The organism is Serratia quinivorans (assembly GCF_052113645.1).
GTDB lineage: Bacteria > Pseudomonadota > Gammaproteobacteria > Enterobacterales > Enterobacteriaceae > Serratia > Serratia quinivorans_B.
On record NZ_JBIEIU010000001.1, the window covers coordinates 1,114,347 to 1,127,872 of the forward strand.

At 56.7% G+C, this 13,526-nt stretch carries 14 protein-coding genes; all 14 read right to left on the bottom strand.

The window, feature by feature from the left end:
* Window positions 1-5: 5 nt before the first annotated feature.
* Window positions 6-710 carry an ABC transporter permease gene (locus ACGS9J_RS05055; protein ID WP_020827864.1) on the bottom strand — a complete coding sequence of 235 codons (705 nt, stop codon included), beginning with the start codon at window positions 708-710 and terminating at the stop codon, window positions 6-8.
* On the bottom strand, window positions 707-1,393 hold the full coding sequence (locus tag ACGS9J_RS05060; RefSeq protein WP_442229917.1) for a histidine ABC transporter permease HisQ: 687 nt from the start codon (window positions 1,391-1,393) through the stop codon (window positions 707-709). The genes ACGS9J_RS05055 and ACGS9J_RS05060 overlap by 4 nt, the downstream gene beginning before the upstream one ends.
* Before the next feature lie 85 nt (window positions 1,394-1,478).
* Window positions 1,479-2,261, bottom strand: coding sequence for a histidine ABC transporter substrate-binding protein HisJ (hisJ, locus tag ACGS9J_RS05065; RefSeq protein WP_442229918.1), 783 nt, complete (start codon window positions 2,259-2,261; stop codon window positions 1,479-1,481).
* A 301-nt stretch (window positions 2,262-2,562) separates the two neighbouring features.
* Window positions 2,563-3,135 (bottom strand): UbiX family flavin prenyltransferase, encoded by a 573-nt coding sequence (locus tag ACGS9J_RS05070; RefSeq protein WP_442229919.1) that lies wholly within the window; start codon window positions 3,133-3,135, stop codon window positions 2,563-2,565.
* Window positions 3,136-3,266: 131 nt separating this feature from the next.
* Window positions 3,267-4,784, bottom strand: a complete 1,518-nt coding sequence (gene purF, locus ACGS9J_RS05075) for an amidophosphoribosyltransferase (protein ID WP_182824402.1) — start codon at window positions 4,782-4,784, stop codon at window positions 3,267-3,269.
* A 21-nt stretch (window positions 4,785-4,805) separates the two neighbouring features.
* Entirely contained in the window at window positions 4,806-5,306 is a 501-nt protein-coding gene (gene cvpA / locus ACGS9J_RS05080) for a colicin V production protein (RefSeq protein ID WP_020827869.1), read from the bottom strand.
* A 232-nt stretch (window positions 5,307-5,538) separates the two neighbouring features.
* Window positions 5,539-6,255, bottom strand: coding sequence for a cell division protein DedD (dedD, locus tag ACGS9J_RS05085; RefSeq protein WP_442229920.1), 717 nt, complete (start codon window positions 6,253-6,255; stop codon window positions 5,539-5,541).
* Window positions 6,256-7,521, bottom strand: coding sequence for a bifunctional tetrahydrofolate synthase/dihydrofolate synthase (gene folC / locus ACGS9J_RS05090; RefSeq protein WP_442229921.1), 1,266 nt, complete (start codon window positions 7,519-7,521; stop codon window positions 6,256-6,258).
* Window positions 7,522-7,731: 210 nt separating this feature from the next.
* Window positions 7,732-8,640: an acetyl-CoA carboxylase, carboxyltransferase subunit beta gene (gene accD, locus ACGS9J_RS05095; RefSeq protein WP_442229922.1), complete on the bottom strand. Its 909-nt coding sequence runs from the start codon at window positions 8,638-8,640 to the stop codon at window positions 7,732-7,734.
* Window positions 8,641-8,873: 233 nt separating this feature from the next.
* Window positions 8,874-9,536: a DedA family protein gene (locus ACGS9J_RS05100; RefSeq protein ID WP_442229923.1), complete on the bottom strand. Its 663-nt coding sequence runs from the start codon at window positions 9,534-9,536 to the stop codon at window positions 8,874-8,876.
* Window positions 9,537-9,611: 75 nt separating this feature from the next.
* Window positions 9,612-10,433, bottom strand: a complete 822-nt coding sequence (gene truA / locus ACGS9J_RS05105; RefSeq protein ID WP_442229924.1) for a tRNA pseudouridine(38-40) synthase TruA — start codon at window positions 10,431-10,433, stop codon at window positions 9,612-9,614.
* Entirely contained in the window at window positions 10,433-11,443 is a 1,011-nt protein-coding gene (locus ACGS9J_RS05110) for an aspartate-semialdehyde dehydrogenase (protein ID WP_442229925.1), read from the bottom strand. The genes truA and ACGS9J_RS05110 overlap by 1 nt, the downstream gene beginning before the upstream one ends.
* 90 nt (window positions 11,444-11,533) lie before the next feature.
* Entirely contained in the window at window positions 11,534-12,655 is a 1,122-nt protein-coding gene (pdxB, locus tag ACGS9J_RS05115; RefSeq protein WP_442229926.1) for a 4-phosphoerythronate dehydrogenase PdxB, read from the bottom strand.
* Between the two features lie 53 nt (window positions 12,656-12,708).
* Window positions 12,709-13,482 (bottom strand): AraC family transcriptional regulator, encoded by a 774-nt coding sequence (locus ACGS9J_RS05120; protein ID WP_442229927.1) that lies wholly within the window; start codon window positions 13,480-13,482, stop codon window positions 12,709-12,711.
* Window positions 13,483-13,526: the final 44 nt, after the last annotated feature.

The window sequence follows — 13,526 nt, forward strand, 5'->3', positions numbered from 1 at the left end:
CATTATCAGTGATTAACGTGTGCCATCCAGCGTTTTTCCGCCTTGCGGAACAGGCTGATTAATCCATAGGAGATGATCAGATACAGCACCGCCGCAATGCCGAAGGCATAAAAGGGTTGATAGGTTGCCGCATTGATATCTCGCGCTATCTTCAACAGGTCCGGCACGGTAGCGGTAAACGCCAGCGCGGTAGAGTGCAGCATCAGGATCACTTCGTTGCTGTAGGCCGGCAATGCGGTGCGCAGCGCGGAAGGCAAAATGATGCAGCGGTACATTTTAAAGCGCGAAAAACCGTAGGCATTGGCCGCCTCGATTTCACCGTGCGGTACTGCGCGGATCGCCCCGGCGAAGATCTCGGTGGTATAAGCGCAGGTGTTCAGCGTCAGCGCCAAAATGGTGCAATTGAGCCCACTACGGAAGAAGGCGTTGAGGAAATCCGTACCACGCACGATTTCCAGGCTGTACATACCGGAGTAGAACACCAGCAATTGCACATACAGCGGCGTGCCACGGAAGATGTAGGTATAGAGCCACACCGGGAAACGCACCCAACTGATGGAGGAAACACGTGCCACCGCCATGGGGATCGCCAGTAAACCGCCCATCACCACTGAGGAGATCAACAGCCACAGCGTGACCGCCACGCCGGTGAAGCGGTAACCGTCGCTCCACAACAACGATTGCCAATACTGTTGTAAAATTTCGATCATAGCTCAGCCCTCCGGACGCCCAGTGAATAACGCCGTTCGAGCCACAGCAGCACCCCATTGGAAACGGTGGTGAAAATCAGATAAACCACGCCGGCCACGATCGCGAAGAAGAACGGCTGATAAGTGCCTTTGCCGGCTAACTGAGTGGCTTTCACCACATCATTCAAGCCCAGAATAGACACCAGCGCCGTCGCCTTCAGGATCACCTGCCAGTTGTTGCCAATGCCCGGCAGGGCAAAGCGCATCATCGCAGGGAACAGAATGCGGCGGAAAATCTGCGAACCGGAAAAGCCGTAGGCGGTGGCCGCTTCGATCTGCCCTTTTGGCACCGCCAAAAAGGCGCCGCGGAAAGTTTCAGTGAAGTAGGCGCCGTAGATAAATCCGAGGGTGATAATCCCCGCGCTGAGCGGATCAATATCGATTTGCGAAAAACCAAGCAGTTCGGTGACGTTGTTGAGCGCAATTTGCAGGCCGTAGAAAATCAGCAGCATCAGCACCAGATCGGGCACGCCGCGGATCAGCGTGGTATAAGCGCCAAACAGCGTAGAAAGCAGGCGATTATGGGAAAGCTTGCCACCGGCGCCGATCAAACCAATCACCACCGCCAGCAGTACAGAACTGAGGGCCAGCTCCAGCGTCACCAGAGCGCCCTCAAATATCAATTGGGAGTAGCCTTGCAGCATTTACTTCACCCTGTCGTCATTAGATCCCGAACCATCGGGGCCGGTGGACCGGCCCCGTAGTCACAACATGGAAGGGTACGCGGCATTACCCGCCGTAGACGTCAAAATCGAAGTATTTTTTCGCAAACTTGTCGTAGGTGCCGTCTTTGCGCATTTCGGCAAAGGCTTTATCCAGCGCCGTCTTCAGCTCGGTATCGGTCTTGCGCAAGCCCATGCCGGTGCCCACGCCAAAGAATTTGTCATCCTTCACTGATTCGCCGGCGAAAGCGTAATCCTTGCCTGGAGGCTGTTTCAGGAAGCCGTCGCTACCTGCCACTTCGTCCTGGAAGGCGGCATCGATGCGGCCGGACGCCAGATCGGCGTACACCAAGTCCTGGTTCTGATAAGGCACAACGGTGATGCCCTTAGGCTGCCACATGGCGTTGGCATAGGCTTCCTGGGTGGTGCCTTGCAACACGCCGACGCTCTTGCCTTTCAGCGCATCCACGGTAGGCAACAGTTTCGACCCTTTCGGCGCAATCAGGCGCGCGTTAGCGGCGTACAGCTTGTCGGTAAAGGCAATTTCCTGCTGGCGTTTTTCGGTGATCGACAGAGAAGAGATGATGGCGTCAATTTTCTTCGCCTTCAGGGAAGGGATCAGGGCGTCAAAATCGCTTTCCACGAAGGTACATTGGGTATTTATGCGTTTGCACAGCTCTTTGGCCAGATCGATATCAAAACCGACCAGCTCACCTTTGGCATTTTTGGATTCAAATGGTGCATAGGTCGGATCGGTACCTATCTTCAACGTCGATGGTACGGCGGCAAATGCGCTGCTTGCCGCGCTCAAAGCCAAGACTAAAGGAAGAACCTTAACCAGCTTTTTCATAAATCACCCTCAAATTGATTTTTTGATGCCACTGCGGGCATTACTTTTCCACCAAATCAATTTGCAGTAATCGTGCCACATTTATTGCTGTAGGCGGAGGGAACGGCCCCGGCCTTCACAAAACTGTTTCCTGGGACGATAACCGCAAAATTAAATCGGCCAGTCCTGGCCGCGCCACGGGCAATGGATAAATACCAGAGCCTTGAAACAGTGAACGTGATGAAGTGGGATCATTATGGTGCATGCGCCGCCCTAATTCAGTGCGGTGTTGCACAAATGTGCCAAATTAGGGAGGATTTTGTTAATTCGCGCCTTGCCAGCGGGTAAATAAATCTTTCGGTAATTCAATGTCGAACTGATCGATCACCCGGTTTACGGTTTGGTCGATGATGTCTTCTACGCTTTCGGGGCGATGATAAAACGCCGGCACCGGCGGCATGATAACCGCGCCCATTTCCGCCGCCTGGGTCATCAAACGCAGATGGCCGAGATGCAGCGGGGTTTCGCGCACGCACAGCACCAACCGGCGGCGCTCTTTCAACACTACGTCGGCGGCACGCGTCAGCAGGCCATCGCTATAGCTATTGGCGATACCGGATAAGGTTTTGATTGAGCAAGGTAAAATCACCATACCGGCCGTTTTGAACGAACCGGAAGAGATGCTGGCGCCAATATCGCGTGAGTCATGGACCACATCAGCCAGCGCCTGCACTTCGCGCAGGCTGAGCGTGGTTTCCAGCGACAGCGTTTGCCGCGCGGCGTTACTCATCACCAAATGGGTTTCCACCTCTGCGACGTCACGCAATACCTGCAGCAGGCGCACGCCGTAGATTGCGCCACTGGCGCCGGAAATACCGATGATGAGTCGTTTCATAAAGCTGGCCTCTGCCAAGGAAAAAATAGGATCAGGCAGACTTTGCCGCAATGGCGCTACATAAGCAAGTCAGGCGGGGATAATGCACCGCAGCGAGCGCCACGGTGCACCATTTTGGTCAACGCGAAGGCTTAACCTTCGTTGTGCATTTCCAGATTTTCCGCTTCGGTCTGACCACGCATTTCCTTGGCGTCGTCGTTGCGCAGCGATTCCAGATACTCGAGGTAGCTCTGGTCGACGTCTTTGGTGACGTAGATACCGTTGAATACCGAGCATTCAAACTGGCTGATGTCCGGGTTTTCTTCGCGCACCGCTTCAATCAGATCGTCCAGGTTTTGGAAGATCAAACCATCGGCACCGATGATCTGGCGGATTTCATCCACCTCACGGCCGTGGGCAATCAGTTCGTTGGCGCTTGGCATGTCGATGCCGTACACGTTGGGAAAACGGATTTCCGGCGCAGCGGAAGCCAGGTAAACCCGTTTCGCCCCGGCGTCGCGTGCCATCTCCACAATCTGCTCAGACGTGGTACCGCGCACGATGGAGTCATCCACCAGCAGCACGTTCTTGTCGCGGAACTCGGCACGGTTGGCGTTCAGCTTGCGACGTACCGATTGGCGACGCGCCTGCTGGCCCGGCATGATGAAGGTACGGCCGACATAGCGATTCTTCACAAAGCCCTGACGATACGGCTTATCCAGAATACGCGCGATTTCCAACGCGATATCGCAGGAAGTTTCCGGGATTGGGATCACCACGTCGATGTCCAAATCTTCCCACTCGCGGGCAATCTTCTCACCCAGCTTCTGCCCCATACGCACGCGGGCGCTGTAGACCGAAATTTTGTCCATAAAGGAGTCTGGACGCGCGAAGTAGACATATTCGAACAGGCACGGATTGGTTTTCGGGTTCTCTGCGCACTGGCGAGTGAACAGTTGGCCCTTATCGGTGATGTACACCGCTTCGCCCGGCGCCACATCACGCAGGAACTCAAAGCCCAGGGTGTCCAGCGCCACGCTCTCGGAAGCCACCATATACTCGTTGCGGCCATCTTCCAGTGTGCGTTTGCCAATCACCAGCGGGCGGATGCCGTTCGGGTCACGGAACGCCAGCAGACCGTGGCCGATGATCATCGCCACGCAGGCGTAAGCGCCGCGCAGTTGTTGATGCATGGCGGCAACGGCGGTGAAAACGTTGTCGGATTCCAGCGGATAATGTTGGAAACGGTCCAGCTCGCTGGCCAGTACGTTCAGCAGGATCTCGGAATCGGAGGTGGTATTGACATGGCGGCGGCCGCTTTCAAACAGCGTTTGGCGCAGCTCATGGGCGTTGGTCAGGTTGCCGTTGTGTGCCAGCGTTATGCCGAACGGCGAGTTTACATAGAAAGGTTGAGCCTCTGAGGCACTGGAGCTGCCAGCCGTTGGGTAGCGCACATGGCCAATACCCATGTTGCCCTGCAAGCGCTGCATATGGCGTGCCTCGAACACATCCTTCACCAGACCGTTTGCTTTACGCAGGCGGAACCCGTTGTGGGCATCAATGGTGACGATGCCTGCGGCATCCTGGCCACGGTGCTGTAGCACCGTCAGCGCATCATAAATCGACTGGTTTACCGGCATAAAACCGGCGATACCGACAATACCGCACATGTTGTCTTTTCCTCATCAGCGCTACCGCCCCGGTAAATGGGTCGGTAAGAAACTCGACGTGCTCTGCAGGTAGTCAAAGAACCACCTGATGATGTAACTGAACTGGGGAATGAGCTGCGACTGTTTCCAGTCTGCGCTTTGCGAAAAGCCGGTAAAGGTATCCAGGAAAAACAGTATCGCCGAAACGATCAACACGCCGCGCAGTGCGCCGAAACAGACGCCCAGCACCCGGTCGGTGCCTGATAACCCGGTTTTCTCTACCAGTGAGCTAATCACATAGTTAACAATAGCTCCTACGATCAGGGTCGCGATAAACAAAATGGCGATCGCGATGCCGTTTCGCACCAGTTCATCTTCAAAACGAGTGAAGTAGACCGCAAGGTAAGAGTAGAAATGGCTGGCAACAAAAAACGCACATCCCCATGTCACAAGTGACAATGCTTCGCGAACAAACCCTCGGATCAGGCTCACTAAAGCCGAAAATCCAATCACCGCTATAATGACGTAATCAATCCAGACCATGAACTATTCCAATGATGAATCGCCCCTGCATCCAATTCGCGGCGAATTCTAACAGAAAAAGAAAACGTTTGCGTAGGGGTTTTCCTACCACGTTACAAATAAAAAACGGCGATAAAAAAATTCCCAATCGCCGCGCCTACATAGGCCATTTCAGCTACGAAAGGCACAGTTTTTTTAATGATTATACCGCCATGCTTCGATTCAGGGGCACAGCATGCTGTGCCCCATCCTGTTAACGTACGCCGTACGGCTTCACCTGACCACTCAAGCCGCTGATGGAGTTCAGCGCGGGCAGCGAAGACTGCAGCTTCTGTTTCGAGGCGTCCGGGCCGACATAAATCCGCGTGATCTGCCCCTGTACCGGCGTTGATGGCACGGTAAAGGCGCGATAGCCGGACAGCCGGAGCGACGCCACCACTTCATTCACCTTGGCGGCGTTCTTCAGCGCACCAAGCTGCACCACATAAGCCTGCCCTGCCGGCGCTTTCTCTTCCGCCGGTTTCTGCACAGGGGCAGGTTCAGGCTTCGGTGTCGGCTCTGGTTTAGGTTCAGGTTTCACCACCGGCTTCACTTCCACCGGTTTTGGCTGCGGTACCGGTTTAGGTTTCGGCGGTGGCGTCGGCTGCGGTCGGGTTTCGACCGGCGGTGGCGCAACCTGAACCGGTTGCTGCGTCGGCTGGCGGATGGCCTGTTGCGTTGCCGCTTCATTGGCCGCCTGCTGCTCAACCATAGCGCCGGCACCTTCCGGCGGTTGTGCCGGTAAAGTCTGGCTTACCGGCGGCACCACGTCGTTTTCTTCCACATCACCGGCCTTCGGCACCAAGGGAATGGCGGCGAATTCGTCCTCATAATGTTTCTTTTTACCGTCCAGCAGCCCTGGCAGGATAATCACCCCCAGCGCAACCAGGATCACGGTACCGACCAATCGGTTTTGAAATTTACTTGCCACTCACACTCCCCGCATCTCGTCTAACGCCGCCATTACCTGTGCAACGGTGTGGAACGATCCACAGACGATCACAATATCCTGAATATCAGCGTCCTGCATAGCCTGACGCCAGGCAGTTTCGACATCCGCGAACTGCCGCGGTTCCGTCAAATGTTGCGCCAACTGCTCGGCACCGGCACCGCGCGGCCCTTCCAGCGGCGCGCAATACCACTCATCAACCTGCTCACTCAGACAGGCCAAGGTACCAGCGATGTCTTTATCCGACAGCATGCCCACGACGGCACGCACCTTGCCACCATTACGCGGCAACGTCGCCAGACGCCCGGCCAGGTAGCCTGCGGCGTGCGGGTTATGTGCCACGTCGAGGATCAACATCGGATCACGCCGCACAATCTGGAAGCGCCCAGGCAACGTCGCCTGTTGCAGACCGGTGAAGATCGCCCGGTCATCGATTTCCAGCGCAGAAAAATGCAGTGCCGCCAATGCCGTCGCGGCGTTGGCCAGCGGGACGTTTGGCATCGGCAAATCGGTCAGCAAGGTGCCACCGCTCTCCCACTGCCAGCGTTCGCCCTGTTCGCTGAAGGTCCAGGCGTCACCGCGGCGATACAGTTGCGCGCCCAGCGTTTCCGCCACCTGCTGAATGCTTGCCGGCATATCCGGCTCGCCCACCACCGCCGGCTTGCCGCCACGGAAAATACCGGCCTTTTCGCGGCCAATGCTTTCACGGTCGTTGCCCAGCCAGTCGGTATGATCCAGCGCGATGCTGGTCACTACCGCCACGCTCGGATCGACGATATTGGTCGCGTCCAGACGGCCTCCGAGGCCAACTTCCAGGATCACCACGTCAAGCTTAGCCTGTTTGAACAGCTGCAGCGCCGACAGAGTGCCGAATTCGAAGTAAGTCAGCGAGGTTTCGCCCCGGCCCGCTTCAATGGCGGCGAACGAGCGGCTGTGTTCGGCTTCGCTCAGCTCGTCGCCCTGAATACGTACGCGCTCGGTGTAACGCACCAGGTGCGGTGAGCTGTAAACGCCGACGCGCAAACCGGCCGCCATCAGAATGGCTTCCAGAGTTCGGCAGGTGGTGCCTTTGCCGTTGGTACCGGCAACGGTGAAGACCGTCGGTGCAGGGGTGAGTAAATCAAGATGCGCTGCAACGCGCTGTACGCGTTCCAGACCGAGCTCGATCGCCTGGCTGTGCAGACGTTCAAGATAGAAAAGCCACGAGCTCAATGGCGACGTGGCTTGGGGAATTTGGTGGTTTTGCATGAGTCCCGTCACTGAACTTGGGTTCATTAATCCATCAGGGCACCACCCTCACCGCGGTAAAGGCGATGCTCTGCATGATACCCGTTGCCTTTCAAGCGGCAGCCCGATTCGCTGCGCTCGATATTCATAGGGTATATCAGCCGCCATTTAGCCACAAAATGGCGGCTGAATCCCGCGCAGGCTTACGCCGGCACGGGTGAATTGCCAGCCTCAGGCGTCGGCCTGATTTTCCTGCTCGGACGCCGGCGCAACTTCATCGAAATGCGGTTGCGGCTGGTTAGTCAGCTTGGAAAGGATGCTCGCCAATGTCTGGCGCATTTCCGGGCGACGCACGATCATGTCGATCGCACCTTTTTCAATCAGGAACTCACTGCGCTGGAATCCCGGCGGCAGTTTTTCACGTACGGTCTGTTCGATAACGCGTGGGCCGGCAAAACCGATCAGCGCTTTCGGCTCGGCGATATTGATATCGCCCAGCATGGCCAGACTGGCGGAAACGCCACCCATGGTTGGGTCGGTCAGCACCGAAATGTATGGCAGACCGCGTTCCTGCAGTTTCGCCAACGCAGCACTGGTTTTCGCCATTTGCATCAGCGACATCAGCGCTTCCTGCATACGGGCGCCGCCACTGGCAGAGAAACATACCAGCGGGCAGTTGTCTTCCAGCGCCTGCTCAACCGCACGAACAAAACGCGCACCGACCACGGACGACATGGAACCGCCGATAAAGGCGAATTCGAACGACGCCGCGACAATCGGCATGCCGTACAGCGTGCCTTTCATCACGACCAATGCATCTTTTTCACCGGTCGCTTTCTGTGCGGCAACCAGACGATCCTTATACTTCTTGGAATCCTTGAACTTCAAAACGTCTTTCGGCTCCAGTTCGCTGCCCAGCTCCACTTCACTGCCTTCATCAAGCAGGGTATGCAGACGCATACGCGCGGTCATGCGCATGTGGTGGTCGCATTTCGGGCACACTTCCAGATTACGCTCCAGCTCGGCGCGGTAGAGAACCTGGCCGCAGCTATCGCATTTGGTCCAAACCCCTTCAGGAATACTCGCCTTACGGGTTTGGGTAATATTGCTCTTGTTAAGAATTCGTTCAATCCAGCTCATCGATGACCTTTCTGTTTGAACCTGGCGGACACCAGTCCGCTGTTCATGCTTTAACAATCCCCCCGAGAACACATCCAATGAAAAAGTGCCCGAGCAAAACGCGGCAAGCGCGCGACAGAGGCACTGGTTTCAAGGTTGTTAACAGGAACAGACCATAAATGTCGCTCATTAAACCATATCGGCCCGACACTGTGGATAAAAAACTGGTCGAACCGATAGGTTAAGCGATGTTTTTACTGTTTTTGCTGGCGGGCAGCCGCGCGCTTGTGGCGCCAAATTTCAATGATGCCCGGCAGAATTGAAACAATGATAATAGCTACGATCAACAGTTTCAGGTTTTCCTGCACGATCGGCAAGTCGCCGAAAAGGTAACCGGCATAGGTGAACAGCAACACCCAAAGCAGCGCACCAATCACGTTGTAGGCGGCAAAATGGCGGTAGGACATATGCCCCATACCGGCGACGAACGGCGCAAAAGTACGCACGATCGGCACAAATCTCGCCAAAATAATGGTTTTCCCACCGTGCTTTTCATAAAACTGGTGAGTTTTATCCAGGTAGCTGCGGCGGAAGATTTTCGAATTCGGGTTGCTGAACAACTTTTCCCCGAACAGCCGCCCGATGGTGTAGTTCACCGCATCGCCGAGTATCGCCGCGCCGATCATCAACGCCACCATGGTATGCACATTCAGATCGTTGGTCGGCAATGCCGCCAGCGCCCCTGCGACAAACAGCAGAGAATCCCCCGGCAGGAAAGGCGTCACCACCAGCCCGGTTTCGCAAAACAGGATCAGGAACAAAATACCGTACACCCACATACCGTATTGCGCCACCAGCTCAGCCAGATGCACGTCAATATGCAGAATAAAATCAATCACAAACTTGATGATGTCCATAGGTTCTCTCTTTGACCGGGTGTCTCACCCACCCGGCAGGTACAAAAGGGAGTCACGCGTCAGTCGCGCCAGCGTTTAATCGTCGGGTAAAAACAGTGGCCCCATAGGCGGCCGGGGTAAGGCAAAGTGTTCAGGGTAATCGACGCTCACCAGATATAACCCTTCGGCCCGCGCCGTGGCCGCAGCCAGATTGCGATCTTTCAGCGCCAGTAACTCGGCCATCCAGTTCTCGTCCTGATTGCCGCAACCAATTTCCATCAGGCTGCCGACAATATTGCGAACCATATGATGCACAAAGGCATTCGCCTTGATATCTACCACAATATATTCACCGTGGCGCGTAACCTTAACGTGTTTTACGTTACGCCAGGGCGTTCGCGACTGGCATTGCACGGCACGGAACGAAGTAAAGTCGTTCTCGCCCAACAGCGCCTGCGCCGCCCTTTCCATCCGCTCGGCATCCAGCGGATGATAAAAATGGGTCATCCCCTGTTGCAATACCGCCGGGCGGTAGCGGTGGTTATAAATAATGTAGCGGTAACGGCGCGCGGTAGCGCTGAAACGCGCATGGAAATCTTCAGGTACGCCGGTCACCCAACGCACCGCGATATCCGGCGGCAGATGGGTGTTGACCCCCATCGTCCAGGCCGCGTCCTTGCGCTGTGCGGTGGTTTCAAAATGCACCACCTGACCGGTAGCATGCACCCCGGCGTCGGTACGCCCGGCGCACAGAACGTTGATCGGCGCATTGGCCACCTTGCTCAACGCCTGCTCCAGACAGGCCTGCACGCTGGCCACCTCTTGCTGACGTTGCCAACCATAATAACGGCTGCCGTCATATTCAATCCCCAGCGCGATTTTCAGAGTCGGCTGGGTGGGCAAGACAACCTCAGACATCAGTACATCTGCTCCTGCACCAGACGTTCTGCGGTTTCGATCGCCATCAGCGCGCCGCCGAAGCGTACGTTGTCCGCTACCGACCAGAACTGCAGAATTTCAGGAATGCCGTAGTCATTGCGCAAGCAGCCTACGCTCAACGCATCGCTGCCGGAGGCTTCCGTGACCTGGGTCGGATAGTCGTCTTCTTCGCTCAGTTGGATATCGTCCACCTGCTCCAGCTCGCTGCGGGCTTCTTCCGCAGAGATTGGGCGCAGCGCTTCCAGATGAACCACCTGCGCATGGCCATAGAACACCGGCGACTGCACGCAGCTCACGGAAATCGGCAGCCCTTCGTCCTGCAGCACTTTACGCACCTGATCGACGATCAAACGTTCTTCACGCACGCTGCCCTGCTCGTCGGTCATCAACGGCAACAGGTTGAACGCCAACTGCTTGGCGAACACGCCCGGCTCAGCCGGAATGCCGTTCAGCAGACGTGCACTCTGACCGGCCAGATCGTCCACGGCCACTTTCCCGCGTGCCGATACCGACATCAGAGTAGTGACATGCAGACGGGAAAGCCCGGCCTGTTCGGTCAAAGGCTTGATTGCCGTCAGCAGTTGGCTGACCATGCTGTCGGCCACCGCGACAATATTGCGGTTACGGTAATCCGCCAGCACCTGCGGGTTAACGCCAGGCACCACCAGCGGCACGTCCGGCTCCAGCGCAAACAGGCCGCTGGTGTCGATCACCAGGCAGCCCATATTGCCGGCTTCTTCCGCGTAGCGGGCCGAGGCTTCGGTACCGGCGACGAAGAACGCCAACTGGGCCTGTGACCAGTCGAACTCTTCCGCTTTTTGCACCAGTACCGATTTGCCATTGAAGCGCACCGTTGCACCGGCACTGCGCTCGCTGGCCAGAGGATAGAGTTCGCCCACCGGGAACTGGCGTTCCTGTAACAGTTCCAGCAACGCTTCACCTACCGCGCCAGTGGCGCCAAGCAGAGCGATATTCCAGCCGTCAGACATTGGGTTTCTCCAGAGTATTTATTCAAATGCAGAGGGGCGACTGATATGCCGCCCTGATAACGAAATTAGTCGCTGTTGCTTAAGAAAGCCTTATGCGATCAAAAAGCCCAGCTTGTGCAGCAGCTCCGCGCTGGCGCTGTCATCGCACTGGACGCGCAATGAAGACCATTCACGGCGTTCCTGATAATGCTTGCGCAGACGATCAAATTCGCCCGGTTGTCCGGCCACTTTGCGCAGCGGCGCGTCGTCGCGGCGCACATCATACACCAAGTGCATCAATCGTTTTAATTTGCCTTCATCCAGCGGCCCATTGAGCTGGATCTGGCTGAATTCAGGTACCGGTAACAGGGAGGCCAGTTCAATCTGCTGCGGATTGCCCAGGTGGCGGCTAAAGGCCTCAAAAACCTGCGTGGTACCACGCGCCTTGCCTTCCAGCGTGTAACCGGCGATATGCGCAGTGCCGATATCCACCCGCGCCAGCAGTGGCAGGGACAACTCCGGCTCCGGTTCCCATACGTCCAGCACCGTGCTCAGTTTTTTGCCTTTTTCCAGCGCCTGGAGCAGCGCGGCATTGTCCACCACCGGGCCGCGACAGGCGTTGATCAGAATGCGGTTGTCCGGCAGCGCCGCCAGCAGCTCGGCGTCCGCCAGGTGCAGCGAGTGATAAGGGCCGGATTTATTCAGCGGCGTGTGGAAGGTCAGCACGTCGGCTTCTGCCACCAGCTTTTCCAGCGGCCAGAATTCACCGCTGTCTCCGCGATCGGCTCGCGGCGGATCGCACAGCAAGGTGCGTACGCCCAGGGCTTTCAGGCGGGCATCCAGTCGCGAACCTACGTTACCGACGCCGATAATGCCGACGGTTTTATCGCGCAATTGAAAACCGTCGCGTTCGGCCAGCAACATCAAGGCGGAGAACACATATTCCACCACCGCAATGGCGTTGCAACCCGGAGCCGCAGAAAAACCAATGCCCTGCTGCTGCAACCAGGCGTCGTCCACGTGGTCGGTTCCCGCCGTCGCGGTGCCAACAAAACCGATACGGGTGCCGGCCAGCAGGGCTTCATTCACTTTGGTGACCGAACGCACCATCAACGCATCGGCATCCGCCAGCGCATCGCTCGGAATTGGGCGGCCAGGCACGGCCTGCACGTTCCCCAAACGACTGAACAATTCAGTCGCGTACGGCATATTTTCATCAACCAGGATTTTCACTTGTTGCTCCGACGGTTTACGGCTATTTAGCTGGGAAATAGTGTGCCACTGAATCATGCCCGACGAAAGCGCTCGGGGGTGGTGCCGGCGATTTGCTGAAACATGACGATAAACGCCGACGCCGAGCTGTACCCCACTTCCAGCGCGACCTCCTGCACGGTTTTGCCCTGTTCCAACAGCGAAACGGCATGCAGAAAACGCAGCCGCTGGCGCCATTCGCTAAATGACATCCCCAAATCCTGCTGGCAGCGACGCGACAGCGTACGTTCGGTGGTGTAGACCCGGGTGGCCCAGGCGGCGAGCGACGTATTGTCCGCGGGGCTGTGCTCCAGCGCTTCCAGCACCGGCGCCAGGAATTTGTCTTCGGAGGTCGGCAGATAAGTTTGCTGCACCGGCGAGACATGCAACTGGTCGATCAAGGCACGACACAAGCGTAAATCCTGCTTGCTTTGCGGGATGTATTGTTTGCGGGCGTAAAAATCTTCGGCAATGGCGCGGAAAATCGGGGTGACGCTGACCAGACAAGGCTCTTCCGGCAGCCCGGCACACAACGGCAACGCAATATCCACCATGCGGCATTGTGCCAGCCGCTGGTTATAGCAAGAGTGTTCAATCTCTGCCGGCGCCCACAAAACAAACTCCGGCGGGGCCAGAAAACGCTGGCCGCCAATGCGCAGCACCATGACGCCGGCCTTTACCCACATCAACTGTCCCCAGCTGTGGCGATGTGGCTGAAATTCGGTGCGGGCATTGAATTCCTCACAGCGAAACTGCACCGGACGCGGTGCCGGGATCAGCGCTTCGGGATAATGGCGGATTTCTGGCATGGTTTCGCCCCGTGACTTGTCTTGTTTAGGAGAAAAATTGTCTG

What these genes read in the sequence shown, in the direction of transcription:
- ACGS9J_RS05100 (WP_442229923.1), bottom strand. Translation starts at nt 9,536, where the DNA reads ATGGACATCATCAAGTTTGTGATTGATTTTATTCTGCATATTGACGTG.
- hisJ (WP_442229918.1), bottom strand. Translation starts at nt 2,261, where the DNA reads ATGAAAAAGCTGGTTAAGGTTCTTCCTTTAGTCTTGGCTTTGAGCGCG.
- ACGS9J_RS05060 (WP_442229917.1), bottom strand. Translation starts at nt 1,393, where the DNA reads ATGCTGCAAGGCTACTCCCAATTGATATTTGAGGGCGCTCTGGTGACG.
- ACGS9J_RS05055 (WP_020827864.1), bottom strand. Translation starts at nt 710, where the DNA reads ATGATCGAAATTTTACAACAGTATTGGCAATCGTTGTTGTGGAGCGAC.
- truA (WP_442229924.1), bottom strand. Translation starts at nt 10,433, where the DNA reads ATGTCTGAGGTTGTCTTGCCCACCCAGCCGACTCTGAAAATCGCGCTG.
- ACGS9J_RS05120 (WP_442229927.1), bottom strand. Translation starts at nt 13,482, where the DNA reads ATGCCAGAAATCCGCCATTATCCCGAAGCGCTGATCCCGGCACCGCGT.
- accD (WP_442229922.1), bottom strand. Translation starts at nt 8,640, where the DNA reads ATGAGCTGGATTGAACGAATTCTTAACAAGAGCAATATTACCCAAACC.
- purF (WP_182824402.1), bottom strand. Translation starts at nt 4,784, where the DNA reads ATGTGCGGTATTGTCGGTATCGCCGGTTTTATGCCGGTAAACCAGTCG.
- ACGS9J_RS05070 (WP_442229919.1), bottom strand. Translation starts at nt 3,135, where the DNA reads ATGAAACGACTCATCATCGGTATTTCCGGCGCCAGTGGCGCAATCTAC.
- ACGS9J_RS05110 (WP_442229925.1), bottom strand. Translation starts at nt 11,443, where the DNA reads ATGTCTGACGGCTGGAATATCGCTCTGCTTGGCGCCACTGGCGCGGTA.
- folC (WP_442229921.1), bottom strand. Translation starts at nt 7,521, where the DNA reads ATGCAAAACCACCAAATTCCCCAAGCCACGTCGCCATTGAGCTCGTGG.
- cvpA (WP_020827869.1), bottom strand. Translation starts at nt 5,306, where the DNA reads ATGGTCTGGATTGATTACGTCATTATAGCGGTGATTGGATTTTCGGCT.